We start from the raw sequence: 20893 nt of genomic DNA, 5'->3' as shown, positions 1-20893 counted from the left end.
ATGTCGGGACCGCAAGTCGCCATCGACCTTGGCCGCATCGAGCGCAATGCACGCACGATCGTCGACCGCTGCGCCATGTCCGGTATCAGGGTCTTCGGCGTCACCAAGGGCACTTGCGGCATGCCGCAAGTAGCGCGAGCCATGCTGCGCGGCGGCGTCGCCGGCATTGCCGAATCGCGTTTCGAAAACATCCGCCGGCTGCGTGACAGCGGCATCAATGCGCCGATCATGCTGCTGCGCAGTCCACCGATGGCGCGCGTCGAAGAAGTGGTGCGCACCGTCGACATCAGCCTGCAATCCGAGCTCGCCACCATCCGCGAGATATCGCGCATCGCCGAGCGCATGGGGCGGGTCCACCACATCATGCTGATGATCGACCTTGGCGATCTCAGGGAAGGCATCTGGCCGAACGACCTCATCCCGACGGTCGAGCAGATTCTGGCACTCAGGGGCGTGCGCATCGCCGGCATCGGTACCAATCTCGGCTGCTTCGGCGCCATCATGCCGACGGAGGAAAATCTCGGGCAACTTGTCGCTCATGCCTACAAGACCGAGCGTCTGTCCGGCGCAAGGCTCGACTGGATCTCTGGTGGGGCGTCATCGTCGCTGACACTGTTGCTCGAAGGCAGGCTGCCCGCCGGCATCAACAATCTGCGGGTCGGCGAAGCAATCCTGCAGGGTGGCGTCGAAACCTTCCGCGAGACGCCGTGGGCCGAACTGGAACCCGATGCCTGCCGCGTGACCAGCGACATCATCGAAGTCAAGCTGAAGCCGTCGCGGCCGATCGGCCAATCCGGCTACGACGCTTTCGGCAACCAGCCGGTGTTTGCCGATGAGGGCGACAGGTTGCGCGCCATCGCCAATATCGGCCGCGAGGACGTGTTGATCGAAGGTTTGACGCCGATTGCCAAGGGCGTGCGGGTGCTCGGCGCCTCCAGCGACCATCTGCTTCTCGACGTGACCGATGCCGAGCCGCCACCCGCCGTCGGCGACCGTGTCGCTTTCCGCATGAGCTATGGCGCCATGCTGCTGGCGATGACCTCGGAATATGTCGAAAAGGCCCCAATGCACGATGTCGAGGATTTCTCCGGCCGCAAGATGGTGTCGATATCAGCCGAACCGGCGGCCGCCGGCATCCTCGCCAGGGAAGCGACCGGCGCCCGGCTGGAGGCGATGAATTTCGATGTCGTCGAACTGGCCGATATCGAGCGGCCGCCATCCGGCCTGGTCCGGCTCACCGCCGGCAGTGACCGGCGCGTCGCCCACAAGGCGCTGTCGACGACCGCGCGGGCGACACACTCCTTCGGCCTGATCTGGATCGATTCCATCGCCGCACTGATGCCCGAAGACGAGGACGGCATCGATCTGCCGGAACGCTCGGTGCTGGCGCGGGCGCTCGGTCTCGATCACAAGCCCGGCGCGCTGCAGCCGCAGCTGTCGCCGGAAAACGTCGTCATCGTCGGGCTGCGCCATGCCGATCCGGCCGAGGCCCGGGTGCTGAAGGATTCGCGCGTCTCCGCCTTCACCATGACCGACATCGACGCTATGGGCATGCGCGACCTGATGCACGAGGCGATCCGCATCGCCACCTCCGGCACGCAGGGGTTCCATGTCAGCTATTCGCCTGAGGTGACCGAATTCGCCGGCTGGGCGGCTGGCTCCGGCGGCATCACGGTGCGCGAAACGCATCAGGCGATGGAGGCGATCGCGCTGTCCGGCGGTCTGTTGTCGATGGATGTTTCCGGCCTGACATCAGGTTTGGAACCGCGGGTTGCGATAGACACCGTCAACTTCGTCATGTCGGCTTTCGGCAAGCGGATTTTGTGATCAGCCCTGCGCGTCGACCGCCGCGCGCCATGAACGTGCATAATCCGCCCAGGCTGGGTCGGCCGGCGGTTCGATCCTTTCGCCTTTGCCTTGGACCATTCTTTGGTCCGACGCCAGCAAGGCAGCGCCGATGCTGGTGCCGGTCGCCGCCTCGGACGCAATGACCGCACGCGCCGTCGCCGCAGCCAGCATGCTGACAAAAAGCCGGTTGCGGGCGAACGGGCCCTCGACGATGGTCGGGCCGTCGGCGCCGATCAGATCGAGGCAGGCCGCGGTCATCAGCGCCAGATAGAAAGAGATGGCGGCAAAGCGTTGGCCGTTATTGATGCCGTCCGCGTTGAGCCATGCGGCTCTGTGATGCGGGAACGGCCCCGAGCCCTGTTGGGTCGAAGGCAGTAGGGACGTCTTCCGCGCGAGCACTGCGGCGACACCCTCTTCTGTCCAGTCTTCCGATTGGCCTTCCGTCAGCAGCGAAAACTCGCGGCCGCCCATGAACCGCGCCGAAAGCACGGGATCGCCGAGCGCATTGACGTTGACCAGCGTGTCGCGCGCCGGGTCGAGTGCGATCTTGTTGCCGCCGACCGCCATCGACACCACCCAGGTGCCGGTCGAGACCACGGAGAAAGGCGGTCTGTCGGACAGAAGATGCGGCAGCAGCGAGGCGTTGGAATCATGCAGGCCGCACAACACCGGCGTCTGCGGGTCGAGCCCGGTCCGTGTCGCAAGCGCGGGCAGGATCGGGCCAAGGCGATCCTTGGCCGGCCGCACCGGCGCCATCAGCCGGCGCCATTCCATTTTGTCGACCAGCGACGAAAAATCCGCTCTCCACGGGTTCCACAGGTCGGTGTGGCAGCCGAGCGAGGTCACTTCGTTGGCAGCGACACCGGTCAGGCGCAACGCCCAGTATTGCGGATACATCAGGATCGCGGCGGCCTTGCCGAACTCCGCCGGGAGGCGCTTCTGTTGCCAGAAGAACTGCGCGCCGAGATTGAGGCCGACCGGCAGGCGCGGCGTGCCCGTCTCGGCGAAGGCCGGACGGATCGCGTCATAGTACTGGGCAAGGGCGTCGGGCCCGGTGAATTCATAGTCGAGCACCGGCAGCGCCAGCTCACCGGCAGCGTCCACCAGCACGCCCGTCGCACCATGCGTGGTGATCGATATCGCGTCGATGCGCTGTTCGCGATTGATCCCGGCGAGGCTGTCGAGGATGAACGACCACAGAAGCTCGATATCGTGGTGCGGGTAGGGACCGTCGGCGACGGGCGCGTTCGCCATGCGGCGCAGCGCAACTTCGCGCATATCGGCGAGATCGACCAGCGCCAGCTTGGCGTTGGTCTTGCCGATATCGATGACGGCGACGTGGCGGGTCATTTCATATGGAACATGGTCTCCAGCGGCACCGCCACCGGCTCGTTATCAGGCCCGGTCTCCATGATGTCGGCCATCTCGGCCCACCAGCGCTGCATCAGCTTGTGCTTCGGCAATTCGTCCATGCCATGGTCGTCGAGCCGCCACAGCACGCCGAACAGTATGTTTGTCTCTTCGTCGAGATGGATCGAATAGTCGGAAACGCCGGCCTGTTTGAGCAGCGCCACCAGCGACGGCCAGATCTCGTCATGGCGCCTCTTGTATTCGGCCTTCATCCCCGGATTTAGTTTCATCTTGAACGCGTATTTTTCGGCCATCAGGTCAACCGCTCCCGCCGCACCCGCCGCCAGACGATGGGCAGCGCGATGACGATGATCAGCAGCAGGCCGATGAAGATCGACATGACGATGCCAGGCACGTTGAGCAGCCCCAAGCCGAAAGTCACCAGCCCCATGATGAAGGCGGCGAGCACCACGCCCACGATGCTGCCGGCGCCGCCCAGGATGCTGACGCCGCCGAGCACCACCATGGTGATGACTTCCAATTCGTAGCCTTGCGCGATCGATGGCCGGGTCGAGCCGAGCCGCGAGGTGATCAGCACCGAGGCGATGCCCGCCATCAGCCCGGTCAGGCAGAACAGGATGAACTTGATGCGGCCGACGCGCACGCCTGAAAACTGCGCCGCGACCGGGTTGTTGCCGATGGCGAAGACGCGGCGGCCGAAGCTCGTCCGGTGCAGAAGGAACCAGTAGATGACCGCCGCGACGAGGAACAGCGTCAGCTCAAACGACACCACCCACCAGACATAGCCTTGGCCGAAGAAGGCGAAGCTAGAGGGATAGCCCTTGTAGGCCTGGTCGCCGAGGACGATGAAGGCGATGCCGCGAAACAGGCTCATCGTGCCGATGGTGACGACGATCGACGGGAGTCCCAGCCTGGTGACGAGCAGCCCGTTGAAGGCGCCGCAGCCGAGCCCGACCAGGATGCCGATCGCCACCAGCACCGGTGTGCCGGCGCCGGCCTGCATCGCCATGCCCATCATCGTCGAGGCCAGCGCAATGATGGCGGCGACCGACAGGTCGATCTCGCCGGAAATGATCAGCAGCGCCATGGCGAGCGCGATCAGCGCCTTTTCTGTGAAGTTGAAGGTCAGGTCCGACAGCGACCACACGTCGAGGAAATAGGGCGAGGCGAAGCTGTTGACGGCAAAGATGGCGACCGCCACCGCGACCAGCAGCGCCTCCCATGAGAAGATCGCCGCGTTGAGCGGCTTGTCGAGCCGGTCGGGAATGTAGCGTGGGGCAGGGGTGTCGGTCATGCCGCTTCCGCCTTCTTGAGAATGATGCGGCCTTGCCGGCGTTCGCCGCGCGCGTTGAGCACCACGGCCAGGATGATGGCGCTGCCCGAAATCGCCATCTGCCAGAACGGCGAGATGTTGATCACCGGCAGCGCATTGGAGATGATGCCGAGGAACAGCGCGCCGAGCACCGCGCCGCCGACCGAGCCGATGCCGCCGGCGATCGAGATGCCGCCGATGACGCAGGCGGCGATGATGTTGAGCTCGTAGCCGTTGGCGACCTCGACCGAGGCGATGACATAGCGCGAGATCCAGAGATAGCCGCACAGACCGGCGGCCATCCCCGAGATGCAGAAGACGATGAACTTGGTACGGCCGACATCGATGCCGGCGTAGACCGATGCGGTCGGATTGACGCCGATGGCATAGATCGAGCGGCCGAGCGCGGTGCGCGTCATCAACAGGAAGAACAAGGCGATGACCAGTATGGCGATCCACGACAGGACCGGAATGCCGAGAAAGGCCGCGCGCTGCAGGCCGATGAAATCAGGGCTCATCTGATCGGCATTGACCCAGGCACCGCCTGAAATGACGAAGGTGGCGCCGCGATAGATGGTGAGCGTGCCGAGCGTCACCACGATCGAGGGAATGTTCAGCCGCCATACCAAAAAACCGTTGATGGCGCCAAGCACCAGGCCGACCAGAAGTGCGATGACGATCAGCAGCGGGATCGGGATTGCCGGATGCGCGGCGTTGAGCATCGCCACCACCATGCCGGTGAAGCACAGGTTGGACGCCATCGATAGGTCGATCGAGCGGGTCAGGATCACCACCATTTGCCCCAGCGCCAGGATCATCAGGATCGAGGTGTCGTTGAACAGCTGGCGCAGATTGCCGAAGGCAGCAAAGCCCGGAAAGCGCATCGAGATCAGCCCGATCAGCACGACGATGGCGGCGAGCAGCCAGACTTCGCGGTATCTAGGAAAAACCTTCATGCTGCGATCCCCGCTGCCGTCTTGACCAGCGTTTCGGCGTCGAGCCTCTTATTGTCATAGACCGAGGCGATGCGGCCCTCGCGCATGACGACGACGCGGTCGGACATGCCGAGGATCTCGGGCAGTTCGGACGACACCATGATCACCGACAGGCCTTGCGCGACCAGCTCGGCCATGAAGCCGTGCACGGCGGCCTTGGAGCCGATGTCGATGCCTTTGGTCGGCTCGTCGAGGATGATCACCTTGGGCGTGGTCGCCAGCCATTTGGCGATGACGATCTTCTGCTGGTTGCCGCCCGACAGCGTGCCGACATCCTGGCTGAGCGAGGAGGCGCGCAGGTCGAGCCGTTCGGTGTAGGAACGGGCCAGCGCGAACTCTTCGGCCAGCCGCAACACACCTGATTTGGACGTGCGCTTCAGCGAGGGCAGCGAGATATTCTGGAAGATCGGCAGGCCGATCACCACGCCTTGCTTGCCGCGTTCTTCCGGCACGTAGACGATGCCGGCATCGATCGAATCCGCCGCCGATTTCGGCACGATCGCCTTGCCTTCCAGCGTGATGGTTCCGCTGCTGGTGCGGGTGATGCCTGATATCGCCTGCATCACCTCGCTGCGGCCGGCGCCGACAAGTCCGTAGAAGCCGAGGATCTCGCCTCTGTGCAGCTCGAAGCCGATGTCGTCGAACTCGGTCGGGTGCGACAGGCCGGAGACGGCAAGCACCGGCGCGCCGATCTCGGCCTTGCGTTGCGGAAAGATGTGATCGACGGCGCGGCCGACCATCATGCGCACGATTTGGCTCTGGCCGGCATCCCTGATCAGGCCTTCGCCGACCATCTCGCCGTCGCGGAACACCGTATAGCGGTCGGCGATGCGATAGATCTCGTCGAACTTGTGGCTGATGAACAGGATCGCCTTGCCTTCGCTCTTCAGGAACTCGACCAGCAAAAACAGCTCCTCGATCTCCTTCAGCGACAGCGCTGCGGTGGGTTCGTCCATGATGACGATCTGGGCGTCGATCGACATGGCGCGGGCGACTGCGACGAGGTGCTTGTTGGCGATGCCAAGGTCCTTCAGCCGCGCGTCGGCGTCGATGTGGCCGGCACCCATGGTGTTCAATACTTCACGGGCATTCTTGCGCATGGTGCGCCAGTCGATGGTGCCGAAGCGCGATCGCGGCGCATGGCCGAGCAAGATGTTTTCGGCCACCGTCAGGTCATCGAACAGCACGGTTTCCTGGTGGATGGCGGTGATGCCGTGCCCGAAGGCGGCATGCGCGCTGGGCAGTGTGACGGCCTGGCCGTCGATGCTGATGGTGCCAGCGTCGGGCTGGTAGATGCCGGTCATGATCTTGACCAGCGTCGACTTGCCGGCGCCGTTCTCGCCGATCAGCGCGGTTACCTGGCCGGGGTAGAGCGACAGGCTGACGTCGTGCAGCGCGCGCACGCCGGGAAAACTTTTCGAAATGCCTGACAGGGTCAGGCGCGGAGCCGCCTTACCCTCCCCCTTGTGGGGAGGGTCGCGGACGAAGTGAGCGGGGTGGGGGTCTACTAGCATATCTGGGTCCTGGTGTATGGAGATGTCGCCACCCCCATCCCGTCTCGCCTGCATCGCTTCGCGAAGCTGCCTCGCCGACCCTCCCCACAAAGGGAGGGTGGCGCTCCAGGATCAATAGATCTTGGAGAACTCTTCGATGTTCGACTTGTCGAACTTGAAGGGCGGAGCCATGGCAGCCGAATTGGTATCGTCCAGCGTGACCTTGCCGACGCGGCCGATCGACAGCGTCGCACCCGGCTTGGCTTCTTCCTTCTTCACCGCCAAATCATGGGCGAGGTAGACGGCCGAGTAGCCGAGATCGATCGGGTTCCACAGCGCAACCGCCTGGCTGGCGCCGTTGTCGATAAACTTCTTGAACTCCGACGGCAGCGCCAGGCCGGTGACGTTGACCTTGCCGATCAGGCCCTGGTCGGTCACCACCTGCGCGGCGGCAACGACGCCGACCGTGGTCGGTGCGATGATCGCCTTGAGGTTCGGATAGGATTTTAGCAGGCCCTTGGCCTCGTCCGTGCTCTTGGCCGAGTCGTCGTCGCCATAGACGGTGGCGACGAGATTGATCTTGGGGAATTTCTCCGGCAGCACCTTCTTGGCCGCGTCGATCCAGGCGTTCTGGTTGGTCGCGGTCGACGAAGCCGACAGGATGGCGACATCGCCGCCTTCCGGCAGATAGTCGGCGGCAAGCTTGATGATGGTCTCGCCGATCAGGTTGGTGTCCGAGGGGTTGAGGTGGAGCTGGCGGCCTTCCGGAGCGACGCCGGAATCCCACGAGATGACGGTGATGCCGCGATCCATCGCCTTCTTCAGCGCCGGAACCAGCGCGTCGGCGTCGTTGGCCGAAATGGCGATCGCGTCGACTTTTTGGGCGATCAGCGAATTGATCACCTCGATCTGCGCTTCGGCGGTCGCCTTGGTCGGGCCGGTGTAGATGATATCGACGCCGCCGAGTTCCTTGGCCGCCTCTTCGGCGCCCTTGTTGGCGGCATCGAAGAAGCCGTTGCCGAGCGACTTCACCACCAGCGCGATCTTGACGTTCTCGGCATAGGCGGCATTCACGAACATGGCGGCGGAAAACGCCGCCGTAACCATCAATTTCTTCAGAAAGCTCATCGAATATCCTCCCTTGAGCGTTGCATTCCATCGCCGCTGCGAACCCTCAGGCCTGCAGCGAAGATTCTTCCCTATTGGCTGCCGTTGTGCGGGCGACGATCAGCGTCACACCGGCGGCCTCCAACATCTTGGCCTCGCGATCCTCGATGCCGTCGTCGGTGATGACGGTGGCGATGCGCGACAGGCCACACAGGATCAGGCTGGAGCGTTTGCGGAATTTCGACGAGTCGACCAGCACCACCAGCTCGTCGGCCTGATCGATCAGTTTCTGCTCGGCCTGGATCAGCAGCGGATCGCCTTCCATCAGGCCGAGCGGCCCGAGCCCTTGCGCGCCCATGAACATGCGGCGCGCATAAAAATTGCGCGTCACGTCATTGTCGAACGGCGACAGGATGATGTTCTGCTCACGGTAGATGGTGCCGCCCGACAGCATCACCGTGTTCTTGGAGTGCTTGAGCAGGTGCTCGGCGATCGGAAAGGAATTGGTGAAGATCGGCATGCGGCGGCCGGTCAGGAAATGCACCATCTGGAAGGTTGTGGTTCCGCCATTGATGATGATCGGCTCGCCGTCCTTGCACAGTTCCACGGCGTCCCGCGCGATCGTTCGCTTCTGCGCAGCGTTGATCGTCTCGTTGACGGAAAAAGGCCGGCCGGCAAGGCCGATGAATTGCGGCGGCGTGATCGCCTCGGCGCCGCCACGCACGCGGCGCAGGCGCTTTTGCACATGCAATGCTGCGATGTCGCGCCGGATCGTCGCCTCGGACGAGTCCGTCAGGTCGACCATCTCCTGCACCGTCACCACAGGCTTTTCCTGGACGGCGGACAAAATGATCCTGTGGCGCTCTTTTTCGTGCATGGTTCCTCCCTGCCAGCACATCTAGGCACTCAAAACGCGCAGTGTCAATCATTTCCGATCATATAATTCCATTGTGCAGTGCAATATGATCAATCTTGATCGTTTGTGATTGACAATGACGCCGCTTCCGTGGACATTCGACCGAAGCTGACCCGCTATGCGGTCGCAATTGACCGCACCGTTTGCGCGTCTCACGTCACGGGAGGATTACCTATGCTTGACAAGCGCTCCGGCACGCGCCTCGCCAATCTTTGGGATGAGGCGAAAGCCCTGGGAATGAGCGAGCCGGAATGTCTCGTGTATCGCTCGAATGTTCTTGGCTCCGACAGGCGAGTCACCAACTATGGCGGCGGCAACACCTCTTCCAAGATCTGGCAAAAGGATCCGCTCACCGGCGAAAGCGTGGAAGTGCTGTGGGTGAAGGGCTCGGGCGGCGACAGCGCCTCGATTAAAACAGACGGTTTCGCCACCCTCTACATGGACAAGTTACGCGCGCTTAAGGGTCTCTACCGTGGCCTCGAGCATGAGGACGAGATGGTCGCCTATCTGCCCCATTGCACCTTCAATCTTAACCCACGCGCGGCCTCGATCGACACGCCGCTGCACGCCTTCGTGCCGAAGCGGCATGTCGACCACATGCATCCCGACGCCATCATCGCGATTGCCGCCGCCAAGGATTCGCAGGCGCTGACCAGGGAGATCTTCGGTGACGCGATCGGCTGGCTGCCATGGAAGCGCCCGGGCTTCGAACTCGGCCTGTGGCTGGAAAAATTCTGCTCCGAAAACCCCGAGGCCAAGGGCGTTGTGCTGGCAAGCCATGGCCTGTTCACCTGGGGCGACAGCCCTCGGGAATGCTACGAGACGACGATCTCGGTGATCAACCAGGCGATTGACTGGTTCGAGCGCAAGTCTGAAGGCAAGCCGGTCTTCGGTGGCGAAGTCGTCAAATCGCGCGACGCGCCGGCGCGTCGCGCCATTGCGGCAAAGCTGATGCCGAGGATCCGCGGCCTGATCTCGGAGAAGAGCCACAAGCTCGGCCATTTCGACGATTCGCCCGCCGTGCTCGAATTCGTCAATTCGAAGGATTTGCGCCCGCTGGCGGCGCTCGGCACCTCCTGCCCGGATCATTTCCTGCGCACCAAGATCCGGCCGCTGGTCATCGAGTTCGATCCCGACAATCCCGATGTCGATGCCGTCATTGCCCGTCTTGCCGACGATGTGGCGGAGTATCGCGTTGGCTACCAGGCCTATTATGACAGGTGCAAGCATGCGGATTCGCCACCGGTGCGTGATCCGAACGCCGTGGTCTATCTGATGCCCGGCGTCGGCATGTTCACCTTCGCCGGCGACAAGGCGACGGCGCGCATATCGGGCGAGTTCTACGTCAACGCCATCAATGTCATGCGCGGCGCCTCGACGGTGTCGACCTATGTCGGACTGCCCGAGCAGGAAGCGTTCGACATCGAATACTGGCTGCTCGAAGAGGCAAAGCTGCAGCGCCTGCCCAAGCCGAAAGCGCTTGCCGGCCAGATCGCGCTGGTCACCGGCGGCGCCGGCGGCATCGGCCGGGCGACGGCCAACCGGCTGTTGCGCGAGGGCGCCTGCGTAGTGCTGGCCGACATCGACGAGACAGCCCTTGCCAGCGCCAACGACGAACTGACGAAAGCCCATGGCAAGGATTTCGTGCGGCCGCTGGTCATCGACGTCACGTCAGAGGACCAGGTGATCTCCGGTTTCGCCGAAACCGCGGTCGAGTTCGGCGGCATCGATACTCTGGTGTCGAATGCCGGCCTGGCAACCTCGGCGCCCATCGAGGAGACGACTCTGGCGCTGTGGAACAAGAACATGGACATCTTGTCGACCGGCTATTTCCTAGTTTCGCGCGAAGCATTCCGGCTGTTCCGGGCGCAAAAGATCGGCGGCAATGTCGTCTTCGTCGCCTCCAAGAACGGGCTTGCCGCCTCGCCCAATGCCGCCGCCTATTGCACCGCCAAGGCCGCCGAGATCCATCTGGCGCGCTGCCTGGCGCTGGAAGGCGCGGAAGCCCAGATCAGGGTCAATGTCGTCAATCCCGACGCCGTGCTGCGCGGCTCGAAGATCTGGACCGGCGAGTGGAAGGAACAGCGCGCCGCCGCCTACAAGATGTCGACCGACGACCTCGAGGAGCACTACCGCTCGCGCTCGATGCTGAAGCGTTCGGTGTTCCCCGAAGACATCGCCGAGGCGATCTATTTCTTCGCCTCCGACATGTCGGCCAAGTCGACCGGCAATATCGTCAATGTCGACGCGGGCAACGCGCAGAGCTTTACGCGGTAGCCGATCATTTGAGGTTTGGAGCCAGCGCCGGCGCGCCCCCTTCTCCCCGTCACTATACGGGCAGAAGGCCCCGGCAGGGCCGACCAAACATATACTGGGAGGAACCATGTCCGAAACCATCATCTCCGCCGACATCATCGACAAGGACAACGCCGCGCGCGCGGCCGACCTCAAGCGCGACTACGACTCGCTCGGCGAGCGCCTCGACCGCCGCGGCATCGCCATCGACGCTATCAGCGACAAGGTCGAAAAATTCGCAGTGGCGATCCCCTCCTGGGGCGTCGGCACCGGCGGCACCCGCTTTGCCCGCTTTCCCGGCGCCGGCGAACCGCGCGATATTTTCGACAAGATCGAGGACTGCGCCTTGATCCGGCAGTTGACGCAGGCGACACCCACCGTCTCGCTGCACATTCCCTGGGACAAGGCCGACCCGAACCGGCTGAAGCAGGCGGCATCGCGCTTCGGCCTCGGCTTCGACGCGATGAACTCGAACACCTTCTCCGACGCCAGTGATCAAAAACTGTCCTACAAGTTCGGCTCGCTGTCGCATGCCGACGCCAGCACCCGCCGGCAGGCGGTCGAGCACAATCTCGAATGCATCGAGATCGGCAAGATGCTCGGCTCCAAGGCACTGACGGTGTGGATCGGCGACGGCTCGAATTTCCCCGGCCAAGTCAATTTCGCCAAGGCGTTCGAGCGCTATCTCGACGCAATGAAGGAGATCTACGCCGGACTGCCGGACGACTGGAAACTGTTCACCGAGCACAAGATGTACGAGCCGGCCTTCTATTCGACGGTCGTGCAGGATTGGGGCACCAACTACATCATCGCCAAGGAGCTCGGCGACAAGGCGTTCTGCCTGGTCGACCTCGGCCATCACGCGCCCAACGTCAACATCGAGATGATCGTGTCGCGGCTGATCCAGTTCAAGAAGCTCGGCGGCTTCCATTTCAACGATTCGAAATATGGCGACGACGATCTCGACGCCGGCTCCATCGATCCCTACCGGCTGTTCCTCGTCTTCAACGAGCTGGTCGATGCCGAGCTTGCCGGCGCCGAAGGTTTTGATCCGGCTCACATGCTCGACCAGAGCCACAATGTCACCGACCCGATCGAAAGCCTGATGTTGTCGGCGGTCGAGGTGCAGCGCGCCTATGCGCAGGCGCTGCTGGTCGATCGCCAGGCGCTGGAAGGCCATCAGGACGCCAATGACGCGCTGATGGCGACGCAGACACTGAAAACCGCCTATCGCACCGATGTCGAGCCGATCCTCGCCATGGCGCGGCTGAACACGGGCGGCGCCATCGATCCGGTCGCCACCTATCGCGCCGCCGGCTACCGAGCCAAGGTCGCGGCAGAACGGCCGGCGATCGCGAGCGGCGGCGGCGGGATTGTTTGATATCGGCCTGAAAACGAAAAAGCCCGCCTGAGGCGGGTCGCAGCGCAAATCAGCACCGTGCGGAAATCACTAGCATAACTGCCGGCACAAAGCAAGAACAAAATGGCTGAAGGTTGAGGTTGGGGGCTTGCCATCAACACTGCGACGCTGAGAGGTCACGGCATGGATCCTAGGGTCTCCGCGACGTCGCTTCGCGACTGCTCCGCCCTAGGATGACGAAGGGAAAATCGTATCGGCCAATCTCCAAGGTTGCCATTAGCCGCCAATCTCCTACATCCGCGATTAGCCACAAGCCAACACGCTTTCGTCATCCTAGGGCGGAGCAGGAGCGAAGCGACGTCGCGGAGACCCTAGGATCCATGCCGTTACATCAGCCGAAGATCGCAACGGCGGCTTGCGAAGCGGCCGGTGATGGCTGCACCAATCCCTTTCCGTTCTATTGCCATGGACTCGCCCCCTCCAACAGTTTCTTCTAGGCACATCCCACGCCTCGGAGGAAACGGCCATGCACCGCCGCACCCTAATCGCACTCAGTCTTTCCCTCACCTTGACCTTTGCGCCGCTGGCGGCCGCATTCGCCGCCTCGCCGCAGCCGGCGATGGGCGAACATGGCATGGTGGTGACCGCCCAGCATCTGGCGTCGGAAGTCGGCGTCGAGGTGCTGAAGAAGGGCGGCAACGCCGTCGATGCCGCGGTCGCCGTTGGCTACGCACTGGCTGTGGTCTATCCAAACGCCGGCAATATCGGCGGTGGCGGCTTCATGACCATCCGCTTCAAGGACGGCCGCTCGACGTTCCTCGATTTCCGCGAGCGCGCGCCGCTCGCCTCGACGAAAACCATGTATCTCGACAAGGACGGCAAGCCGGTGAAAGGCGCCAGCCTCGACGGCTATCTCGCTGTCGGCGTGCCGGGCTCGGTGGCCGGATTCGAGACGGCACGGGAAAAATACGGCACGCTGACGCGGCAGGACTTGATGGCGCCGGCCATCCGCTATGCCAAAGACGGGTTCGTGCTGGAGCAGGGCGACGTCGCTTCGCTCGAAGGCGGCGCTGAGCGACTGGCCAAGGACCCGGCCGCGGCCGCCATCTTCCTGAAGCCTGACGGCAAGCCCTATGCCGTCGGCGAGCGCCTTGTCCAGGCCGATCTCGCCGCCTCGCTCTCGGCGATTTCGGAACGAGGTCACGATGCCTTCTACAAAGGACCGATCGCCGACGGCATCGTCAAGGCGAGCGCGGAGAAGGGCGGCATTCTGGCCAAGGCGGATTTCGAGACCTACGCGGTCCGCGAGCTAAAACCGGTGACCTGCAACTACCGCGGCTATGAGATCACCTCGTCGCCGCCGCCGAGTTCGGGCGGCGTCATCATCTGCGAGATCCTCAACGTGCTGGAAGGTTACCCACTGTCCTATCTCGGTGCGGGTTCCGCTGAAACGGTCCGGATCATGGTCGAGGCGATGCGCCATGCCTATGTCGACCGCAACTCGGCGCTCGGCGATCCCGACTTCGTCGACAATCCGGTGGAAAAACTGCTCGACAAGAATTATGCGAAGGAAATCCGCGAAAAGATCGATCCGTTCCGGGCCGGCGTGTCGCAGGATCTAATGCCGAAGGGCTTTGGCGAGAGCCAGGAGACGACGCATTATTCGATCGTCGACAATGACGGCAACGCCGTCGCGGTGACCTACACGCTGAACGGCTCGTTCGGCGCCGCCGTCGTCGCCGGCGGCACCGGCATCCTGCTCAACAACGAGATGGACGATTTCACCCAGAAACCAGGCGTGCCCAATCTCTACGGCCTCGTCCAGGGCGAGGCGAATGCGATCGCCCCGAGGAAGACGCCGCTGTCGTCGATGAGCCCGACTATCGTCGCCAAAGACGGCAAGCCGTTCATGGTCATCGGCAGCCCCGGCGGCTCGCGCATCATCACCATCACGCTGGCAGCGATCGTCAATGTCGTCGATCACGGCATGAACATCCAGGAGGCGATCGACGCGCCGCGCATCCATCACCAATGGCTGCCCGACACGGTCTATATCGAACCGTTCGGCCTGTCGCCCGATACCGAAAAACTGCTTGCCGGCATGGGCTACCGCCTCGATGTCACCGATGCGACCTGGGGCCAGGCGGCTGGCATCCTGGTCGGCGGCAAGAGCCTGGCCGAGATCGAAAAGGGGGGCGGCGCCCGCTACAACGGCGCTATCGACAGCCGCGCCGCATCCGGCGACGCGATCGGATATTAATGCATGTCGCGCAAAAGTGTGCTGCGGTTTTGCGATAACGACATGCATAAAAACAAGAATCTAAAGCGCGTCGCATGAGGCCGGTCAAACGCGACGCGCTTTAGAATTCGTGCGCCCGGGTCTGTTGAGATTCAGGGCAGGCCGGCATCACCCGAATATCGGCAGACCCGTCAGATGACCAGCGTTATGGTGGACGCAATCAGCATCACCGCCGCGATGCCGACGAACAAGGCATAGATACGCGGCCGATCGAGCAGGAGCGCATTTCCCGATATCCAAGCCGCGGTGGCGCCGCCAAGCGCGTAGAGGAAGCCGTTGCGGTGCCCCAGGGCCAAGGTTGCGGCCATCAAGCCACCAATGATGAGAGCGCCGAAAACGATGATCACGGCGACCGCGTATTTCTCGAAATCGTTGTTGGCCACCCCCGGACCCATCACGTTCAACGTCGTCAGGTCGTCCGGGTCGAAGGGGTTGGCCGACCCATATTCGTCTTGACCGGCAGGCTCGTGCATCGTTCATTCTCCTTGAAGCGGCAACAAATCATCAAGCCTTGCCGAGTGCAACCGGATCGCTACGCGTTCAATGCGATCGGCACGGTCTTCAACACTTTCTGGCCGCGGCTTGCTACCGTCTTTTTTGGATTTAATGCATCTCGCGCAAAACTGTGCAGCGGGTTTGCGGTAACGACATGCAAAAAACAACAACCTGAAGCGCGTCGCCCGGTCAAGCGCGACGCGCTTCAGGTCGGATCGTGCCGCCGTTCCAGGCGATCTATCGCACTGGAATCGCCAGTCGGGGCGTATTGACCTGAAAGTCCGCCGCTCTGGAGGCGGATACGAACCGCTGCCCCTGGCTTCGGCTTGACCGCGCGTGACGTAATGGTGGCGAAGATTGGGCCGGTGGCGAAGATTGGGTCGGTGGTGAAGGGTGGCCGGCGCCACTTTGGGGGGCGTTGGGGTAGGTTGCCTGATGGGCGCCGGCCAGGCGGAAATCAGGTCCGCCGCAAGCAAACATAACAGGCATGGCGCGGTATGGCAGTGGTGTGATCGCGGAAGATGGTTCGCGCTTTCCCTGTGCGGTGTCCCATTATCGGTCAAAACCGTCTGGCACCTGAATTGCATCGTAAGCAATGCCGGGCAACGGCCCGGAAGTTGTTCCCGAAAATGGGGCCTCGCCGCTTCGCAAATGGAGCGGCGGGCCTTTTTTGGCTAGAGCATTGGAGCAAAAGCGGGGCCCGTTGTGGCAGCGTTTCGCAGCACGCCTGGATTTCTTAGGCTGCGGGAGCCGGCGGCAACTCGAACAGTTTGGAGCCATTCTCCTGGCCCCGCTCGATATAGCCGATTACCCGGAACCATTTTGCGACGTCCGGTCTATGGAGCCAGCTGCGCGAGTGAATGGGGAGGTTGCCGGCGAGCGCCTGGATATGGCGAATGTGCCGCTTGCAGAAGCGAACGGTCGCGGCGCTGAAGAAATCTTCCTGCGCGGCGAACAGCGTATCAGCAGCGTCGCTATTCTCGTGCCAGGCGATGAGCGCTACGGTTTTTTCACCCTGCACGAGCGCATGAGCACGGCCTTCTTTCAAGTTCATCATCAGATTGTCGTAGGCGATCTTGCTGTCCTTGCCGGCCGCGACGTACTCGTCCGATATCCGCTTGGACAGATCACGGAAGACATTTTCCAGATCTCCAATCGTTGCTGCGCGTGCTCTCATTTCGCCTCCTGGAGCCCCTGCGGGCATTTTGCCCTAAGGATAGGCGATCACCAAGCAAATCAAATCCGTCATTCGCCCAATGCGAGCAAACAGTTTCGCCAATGTGCCGGCCATGCCAGGCGCGGGAAATGATTGGAGGTCGCCGAGAACGCTACGCAACACGCCGCAAAGGCGGCGACCTGAATTCCTCCAACCGATTTCAGCCAAGCGGGCGTCATGCACAACTTGCTGATGAAATTGCTAGGAAAAATGGTGCCCAGAGGCGGAATGAGCAAAACGCAGAAAAAAGACAGCAAAATCAATTTGTTGGCTGGCCCTGATTTGCAGCCTGTGTAACACTGATGTGGCGCAATGTCGAGCCAGTCAGGCGAGACATGCGCCTACCGAGCGATCATCATCACTTTGAACACCGCCAATCCGCAGACTGGGGCTCGGCTTCCGAACAGAACCAACGCTCTCCGGCGCTCTCGTTTATCCCAGTGACATAGTAGGCTTGTCCGGGGCCGTGTTAGATGCGCGCTCCGCCGGTAGAGATGTTGCTTTGATATTGCACGAGCCAAGGGAAGCCAGTCCGAACGGCCCATTTGCGTTAGCATCGCCGTCGCGGACGGTCCTCTCGGCTTTGACCTCGAGAGCAGCTTGGCGGTGGTCAGCGGCGCTAGTCCCATGAGAAGATTATTGCTCGGTGTATCCAAGGGAGTGCCGACATGCTCTGGCAATGGTCAGGCTACGATTTCTTAGCTCCACCATCTCGGTTGGGTGATCGAGAAGAAAATCGTGCTAGTTATCAACTATGCTTGCTACGTTTTCGTCTAAGACCATCGGCAGGCCGCCCCAATAGAGAAGCCAGAACTGTTCAGCTCCTTTTTGGCGTAGGAGTGTATCAGGGTCGTTGTTCCCGATAAGGGAGGTCGCGTTGCATAGCTCCCAATAGACCTGCTGGCGCTTCTCAAAGAATGGCTTGTCTGCCTCGATTTGGCCGCTCGGTTTGCCTTAGCTTTTTCGTCGGTCTCTTTGGCCTTTTCCTCAAAATACTTATAAACGGCGCCGCCCGCGCCCGCCAACGCGATGATGCCACCTACTGCTTTCAGTACAACGTCCCAGAATGATGCTTGCTTCTCATCAAGGGAAAAGCCCGTCAACAAACCTGCGATCAATATGGCGATCACCAGAATAAGGACCCCGAAGGCTGCGGCAGTACGCAAGCTAGGCGACAAGGCCATTTACCCGACAATCCACTTGATGACCTCTTGTTCCTCTGAGATTGCCGCAATGGGCGGGCACTTGCAACACGTCCCGGCCATGGGCTGGGGCGATACAGAAGGGAGTATGTCGAGCGCGCTCGTTTTAGGCCAATGCCCGGGTGCTGAGCGGATAGATCCAAGTCTGCAAAATTGCCGAGTAAGCAGCAGTGTCGTCTTCCGGAAGCAGACGGCATTTATGACCACGCCCTCCAATATCGACGAACAAACTAACCATCTTGCCCCAGCGCGCAAAGTTGAATCGGTCGATGATGGTTTTTCAGGGATACTTGATTTTGGGAAAATATTCCTGTACGCTGACGGCGGCCAGTTGCGTCGTTTGGCGCGGCTTGGGTCAGACCCTAACAGGAGCCTTAACATGCCTTTGACAGATCGACCCGACGCGCCATGTCGGCACCACTCAAATCACACATCAAAAGGGGCCCTCTGGGCCCTTTGTCATATCTGGAGGTAGGCCAATGAACGTCGCCTCCGAAACCACTCCCTCGCTGATTGTTTTTGGCCGAGATGAAAGCCGCAAACCCCATGCCTCGGTCTTCCTGCTGCCCGATGTCGAGGCGGCGGAAGGGGCAGCGAAGCTAATGGGGATGCACTCCCACCGCATTGGGCCCGGCGAAGCGCCCGAGATCGTCATGCGTCTTCCGGCTGGCAAGCTGTTTGACAGTGGCAAGGCTTTCGTCCCCTTCACCAAGGCGGAGGTCTATGAGCGCATCGTGGCCCTCGCGGGGGTCGCTGACGAGCGCGACGGCGGGCCGGGCGATGACAAGGCCGCCGACACCCCTGAAAACGCTTCAGCGCCCTCGTCTGAGCCCGTGGCGGGCCAAAGCGAGGGTGGCGGCAGTGGCGACCAAAGCGGTAGCGGCGGGTTGACCGACCCTTGGGCTGGCCTTGCCGTCGGCAGCGTCGTGCTGGCCTCCGAAGGCCCAGACGAGGGTTTTTTCGAGGCCCGGATAATGAAGGTCAAAGCCAAGGGGATGTTCACGCTAAAATTTCGTGACTACCCGGACACGCCGCAGATCGATCGTAGCTATTATCAACTCGGGCTGATCCACCCGCGCCAGCTGGCGAACAAGTAACCGGCGCTGCAACGGGCCGGGTTCGTCCGGCCCGTCACCCCTCGACAATCACCAATTCGAAGGAACCAAACCCATGACCTGCTCGACAGAGTGCGTCGATCGAACAACCGCGGCCGAAAAGCGGACCCGCGTCAGAACGCTTAATGACCAATTACGCCAGACCGGCACCGGGGGGCGAGTGGTGCTCACCGCTGGCATCGCAGCACTGTCAGCAAAGGACATTGCCGATATTCTGATGGCCGTCGCCAACTTCGACGCCTTCGATGGAGACAACGATCCTTGGGGCGAGCACGACTGCGCTCTGCTTCACGTGGGCGACTGGCAGCTCTTCTGGAAGGTCGACTACTATGACCGGACGCTGAGCAACCTATCGCCGAATCCTGCTGACCCGGCCGTTACTATTCGGATCATGACGGTCATGCTAGCGGAGGAATACTGATGCATTCCGCTGCACAGGGCACAGGGGCGCAAAGGATCAGCAATCTGAAAGGATCAAAGAAATGACCACCATCGGCGAAAAGTGGCCTTCCTCCAAGCCGGCCGAAAACCGTTCATTCGCGGCGAAGACGGGAAGATCCCGAATCTGACGGCAATCGCCAATCTGTGCCGGGCCGATCCGCGCAAGGCGATCCTTCTTTGCAAGGCTGCCGGGGAAAACCTGGACAGCTGGTTTCCCGTCAACCCGAAATAGGAGGCAGAAATGTCTGCATCGACCAACTCAGCCCCCGCGAACGCGGCCAAGCTGCGAAAGGCCCAGAAACAAGCCGTTGCCAGGGCAAAGGCGCGCACCGCGAAAGGTTCAAGGAAATGACCATGCTACTGTCCGCCCATTCCGAGGCGCTTCTGGCCAACAAGATAAGCCGGGACAGCTTCACTGCCGCGTTCTTCATGATGTGCATGGACGTGATCGGCGTCCGGCAAGTCAGCCTAGAAGTTTAGCACAGGGCACCAACGGGCCATGCTCTTCATCGGCGGGCGAGGACACCCAGGGCAGCCGTCGGTGGAACTTTAGTAAATCCTAATGATTGTCTGTGACCAGCGGGGCATGACCTCCGTTGCCCGCTGCAGATCGGGGCCCTTAACCCGATCGGGCCCGCGCTCTCCGCCAGAGGCGCGGGCTTTCTTTACGGTGCGGTGGGCCGTGCTGCCATCAATGCACAGTTAGTCCAATCAGCCGGCTGGCTTGTAGACTTTGGCAGCTTTGTTGGCCACTGCGAGCACCGCCTTCATGTCGAGCTCTTCGAGGACAACGAGGTCGGTCACCGAGCCGCTTGCCCGCACCGCCAGGGCTAGCCCCATCCCAGCGGCCTGGTCCGGCACCTCAGCATTGACCACGATATCATAGGCGCCGCGAGTAAACATCACACTGTAAACCTTGCCGCCAACGCTTTCAAAAAGCGTTTTGATTGCAGCTTCTCGGTCTGAGCCCTGTATCAATCCTTTATAGGCATTGGGCGCATAGTTTGCCAATATAGTCACTTTCATGGGTATTCCTCCAAAGCTTATACTCGTGTCGTATCAATATTTGACAACACGGAGTTATTTATCTTCTCGCTACCAATTTACAGTGGTCTGTGAATGGCCCGACAGCCTTAGGGGGTGAACCAACCGGCCGCCAGGCCTCACCGGCTCGTGAGGTCTCGCACTCGCCGGCTGGAGCGAATTATAGGCGATTTCATGCATAATTGCTAATTTAGTAAAATGATCATGATCCGTTCCCCTATTCGCCAGTTCGGGCCGGCCTAGACTCGAATCTGTGCGTAGATGAGTGAGTGCTGGCGGCCGGCTAGATTTTATTCCTCCGATGATGCCTACCTTGGTAGCAAAGTCGCCCCAAGGCGATGACTGGATGCATGAAGCCAAATTCGACGGCTACCGCTCCCAGAT

Annotated in this window: 18 protein-coding genes; 7 read left to right on the top strand and 11 right to left on the bottom strand. The window is 61.7% G+C overall.

Annotation, left to right across the window (positions count from 1 at the left end):
* Positions 1 to 1827: an alanine racemase gene (locus tag NMG80_RS16365; protein ID WP_254019037.1), complete on the top strand. Its 1827-nt coding sequence runs from the start codon at positions 1 to 3 to the stop codon at positions 1825 to 1827.
* On the opposite strand, the gene NMG80_RS16360 is transcribed toward NMG80_RS16365, so the two are convergent.
* The 7 genes from NMG80_RS16360 to NMG80_RS16330 form a co-directional block, all read right to left on the bottom strand.
* A complete protein-coding gene (locus NMG80_RS16360) occupies positions 1828 to 3198 on the bottom strand; it encodes an FGGY-family carbohydrate kinase (RefSeq protein ID WP_254019036.1) in 1371 nt (456 codons plus the stop codon).
* A complete protein-coding gene (gene rhaM, locus NMG80_RS16355) occupies positions 3195 to 3512 on the bottom strand; it encodes an L-rhamnose mutarotase (protein ID WP_254019035.1) in 318 nt (105 codons plus the stop codon). The genes NMG80_RS16360 and rhaM overlap by 4 nt, the downstream gene beginning before the upstream one ends.
* Positions 3512 to 4513 carry an ABC transporter permease gene (locus NMG80_RS16350; RefSeq protein ID WP_254019034.1) on the bottom strand — a complete coding sequence of 334 codons (1002 nt, stop codon included), beginning with the start codon at positions 4511 to 4513 and terminating at the stop codon, positions 3512 to 3514. The genes rhaM and NMG80_RS16350 overlap by 1 nt, the downstream gene beginning before the upstream one ends.
* Positions 4510 to 5487 carry an ABC transporter permease gene (locus NMG80_RS16345; RefSeq protein ID WP_254019033.1) on the bottom strand — a complete coding sequence of 326 codons (978 nt, stop codon included), beginning with the start codon at positions 5485 to 5487 and terminating at the stop codon, positions 4510 to 4512. Before NMG80_RS16345 ends, NMG80_RS16350 begins: the two co-directional genes overlap by 4 nt.
* Positions 5484 to 7040: a sugar ABC transporter ATP-binding protein gene (locus NMG80_RS16340; RefSeq protein WP_254019032.1), complete on the bottom strand. Its 1557-nt coding sequence runs from the start codon at positions 7038 to 7040 to the stop codon at positions 5484 to 5486. The genes NMG80_RS16345 and NMG80_RS16340 overlap by 4 nt, the downstream gene beginning before the upstream one ends.
* 111 nt (positions 7041 to 7151) lie before the next feature.
* Positions 7152 to 8147, bottom strand: coding sequence for a rhamnose ABC transporter substrate-binding protein (rhaS, locus tag NMG80_RS16335; protein ID WP_254019031.1), 996 nt, complete (start codon positions 8145 to 8147; stop codon positions 7152 to 7154).
* Positions 8148 to 8193: 46 nt separating this feature from the next.
* Positions 8194 to 9003: a DeoR/GlpR family DNA-binding transcription regulator gene (locus NMG80_RS16330; protein WP_254019030.1), complete on the bottom strand. Its 810-nt coding sequence runs from the start codon at positions 9001 to 9003 to the stop codon at positions 8194 to 8196.
* 213 nt (positions 9004 to 9216) lie between these two features.
* Here NMG80_RS16330 and NMG80_RS16325 point away from each other — a divergent pair, with 213 nt between their 5' ends.
* From NMG80_RS16325 to ggt, 3 genes are all read left to right on the top strand, one after another.
* Positions 9217 to 11319, top strand: coding sequence for a bifunctional rhamnulose-1-phosphate aldolase/short-chain dehydrogenase (locus NMG80_RS16325; RefSeq protein WP_254019029.1), 2103 nt, complete (start codon positions 9217 to 9219; stop codon positions 11317 to 11319).
* A gap of 106 nt (positions 11320 to 11425) precedes the next feature.
* Positions 11426 to 12718, top strand: a complete 1293-nt coding sequence (rhaI, locus tag NMG80_RS16320) for an L-rhamnose catabolism isomerase (protein ID WP_254019028.1) — start codon at positions 11426 to 11428, stop codon at positions 12716 to 12718.
* A 505-nt stretch (positions 12719 to 13223) separates the two neighbouring features.
* Positions 13224 to 14957, top strand: coding sequence for a gamma-glutamyltransferase (ggt, locus tag NMG80_RS16315; RefSeq protein WP_254019027.1), 1734 nt, complete (start codon positions 13224 to 13226; stop codon positions 14955 to 14957).
* Positions 14958 to 15127: 170 nt separating this feature from the next.
* Here ggt and NMG80_RS16310 read toward each other — a convergent pair whose 3' ends face one another.
* From NMG80_RS16310 to NMG80_RS16300, 3 genes are all read right to left on the bottom strand, one after another.
* Positions 15128 to 15469: a hypothetical protein gene (locus NMG80_RS16310; RefSeq protein WP_254019026.1), complete on the bottom strand. Its 342-nt coding sequence runs from the start codon at positions 15467 to 15469 to the stop codon at positions 15128 to 15130.
* Between the two features lie 758 nt (positions 15470 to 16227).
* Positions 16228 to 16668, bottom strand: a complete 441-nt coding sequence (locus NMG80_RS16305) for a hypothetical protein (protein WP_254019207.1) — start codon at positions 16666 to 16668, stop codon at positions 16228 to 16230.
* 812 nt (positions 16669 to 17480) lie between these two features.
* On the bottom strand, positions 17481 to 17891 hold the full coding sequence (locus NMG80_RS16300; RefSeq protein WP_254019025.1) for a hypothetical protein: 411 nt from the start codon (positions 17889 to 17891) through the stop codon (positions 17481 to 17483).
* A gap of 497 nt (positions 17892 to 18388) precedes the next feature.
* Between NMG80_RS16300 and NMG80_RS16295 the strand changes: the two genes are divergently transcribed.
* The 3 genes from NMG80_RS16295 (at position 18389) to NMG80_RS16285 (ending at position 19945) form a co-directional block, all read left to right on the top strand.
* Positions 18389 to 19006 carry a hypothetical protein gene (locus tag NMG80_RS16295; RefSeq protein ID WP_254019024.1) on the top strand — a complete coding sequence of 206 codons (618 nt, stop codon included), beginning with the start codon at positions 18389 to 18391 and terminating at the stop codon, positions 19004 to 19006.
* A gap of 73 nt (positions 19007 to 19079) precedes the next feature.
* Positions 19080 to 19445: a DUF3768 domain-containing protein gene (locus NMG80_RS16290; RefSeq protein WP_254019023.1), complete on the top strand. Its 366-nt coding sequence runs from the start codon at positions 19080 to 19082 to the stop codon at positions 19443 to 19445.
* Positions 19446 to 19819: 374 nt separating this feature from the next.
* On the top strand, positions 19820 to 19945 hold the full coding sequence (locus NMG80_RS16285) for a DUF6471 domain-containing protein (RefSeq protein ID WP_254019022.1): 126 nt from the start codon (positions 19820 to 19822) through the stop codon (positions 19943 to 19945).
* Positions 19946 to 20176: 231 nt separating this feature from the next.
* On the opposite strand, the gene NMG80_RS16280 is transcribed toward NMG80_RS16285, so the two are convergent.
* Complete coding sequence (locus tag NMG80_RS16280) at positions 20177 to 20491, bottom strand: GYD domain-containing protein (protein WP_254019021.1); 315 nt, start codon at positions 20489 to 20491, stop codon at positions 20177 to 20179.
* Positions 20492 to 20893: the final 402 nt, after the last annotated feature.

It is taken from the genome of Mesorhizobium escarrei, from assembly GCF_935825525.1.
Classification (GTDB): domain Bacteria; phylum Pseudomonadota; class Alphaproteobacteria; order Rhizobiales; family Rhizobiaceae; genus Mesorhizobium; species Mesorhizobium escarrei.
The sequence above is the reverse complement of the archived record's forward strand: the minus strand, read 5'-3'. Positions and strand labels throughout refer to the sequence as shown.

What these genes read in the sequence shown, in the direction of transcription:
- rhaM (WP_254019035.1), bottom strand. Translation starts at nt 3,512, where the DNA reads ATGGCCGAAAAATACGCGTTCAAGATGAAACTAAATCCGGGGATGAAG.
- NMG80_RS16290 (WP_254019023.1), top strand. Translation starts at nt 19,080, where the DNA reads ATGACCTGCTCGACAGAGTGCGTCGATCGAACAACCGCGGCCGAAAAG.
- NMG80_RS16345 (WP_254019033.1), bottom strand. Translation starts at nt 5,487, where the DNA reads ATGAAGGTTTTTCCTAGATACCGCGAAGTCTGGCTGCTCGCCGCCATC.
- NMG80_RS16330 (WP_254019030.1), bottom strand. Translation starts at nt 9,003, where the DNA reads ATGCACGAAAAAGAGCGCCACAGGATCATTTTGTCCGCCGTCCAGGAA.
- ggt (WP_254019027.1), top strand. Translation starts at nt 13,224, where the DNA reads ATGCACCGCCGCACCCTAATCGCACTCAGTCTTTCCCTCACCTTGACC.
- NMG80_RS16300 (WP_254019025.1), bottom strand. Translation starts at nt 17,891, where the DNA reads ATGGCCTTGTCGCCTAGCTTGCGTACTGCCGCAGCCTTCGGGGTCCTT.
- NMG80_RS16360 (WP_254019036.1), bottom strand. Translation starts at nt 3,198, where the DNA reads ATGACCCGCCACGTCGCCGTCATCGATATCGGCAAGACCAACGCCAAG.
- NMG80_RS16305 (WP_254019207.1), bottom strand. Translation starts at nt 16,668, where the DNA reads ATGAGAGCACGCGCAGCAACGATTGGAGATCTGGAAAATGTCTTCCGT.
- NMG80_RS16310 (WP_254019026.1), bottom strand. Translation starts at nt 15,469, where the DNA reads ATGCACGAGCCTGCCGGTCAAGACGAATATGGGTCGGCCAACCCCTTC.
- rhaS (WP_254019031.1), bottom strand. Translation starts at nt 8,147, where the DNA reads ATGAGCTTTCTGAAGAAATTGATGGTTACGGCGGCGTTTTCCGCCGCC.
- NMG80_RS16325 (WP_254019029.1), top strand. Translation starts at nt 9,217, where the DNA reads ATGCTTGACAAGCGCTCCGGCACGCGCCTCGCCAATCTTTGGGATGAG.
- rhaI (WP_254019028.1), top strand. Translation starts at nt 11,426, where the DNA reads ATGTCCGAAACCATCATCTCCGCCGACATCATCGACAAGGACAACGCC.
- NMG80_RS16285 (WP_254019022.1), top strand. Translation starts at nt 19,820, where the DNA reads ATGCTACTGTCCGCCCATTCCGAGGCGCTTCTGGCCAACAAGATAAGC.
- NMG80_RS16280 (WP_254019021.1), bottom strand. Translation starts at nt 20,491, where the DNA reads ATGAAAGTGACTATATTGGCAAACTATGCGCCCAATGCCTATAAAGGA.
- NMG80_RS16295 (WP_254019024.1), top strand. Translation starts at nt 18,389, where the DNA reads ATGAACGTCGCCTCCGAAACCACTCCCTCGCTGATTGTTTTTGGCCGA.
- NMG80_RS16365 (WP_254019037.1), top strand. Translation starts at nt 1, where the DNA reads ATGTCGGGACCGCAAGTCGCCATCGACCTTGGCCGCATCGAGCGCAAT.
- NMG80_RS16340 (WP_254019032.1), bottom strand. Translation starts at nt 7,040, where the DNA reads ATGCTAGTAGACCCCCACCCCGCTCACTTCGTCCGCGACCCTCCCCAC.
- NMG80_RS16350 (WP_254019034.1), bottom strand. Translation starts at nt 4,513, where the DNA reads ATGACCGACACCCCTGCCCCACGCTACATTCCCGACCGGCTCGACAAG.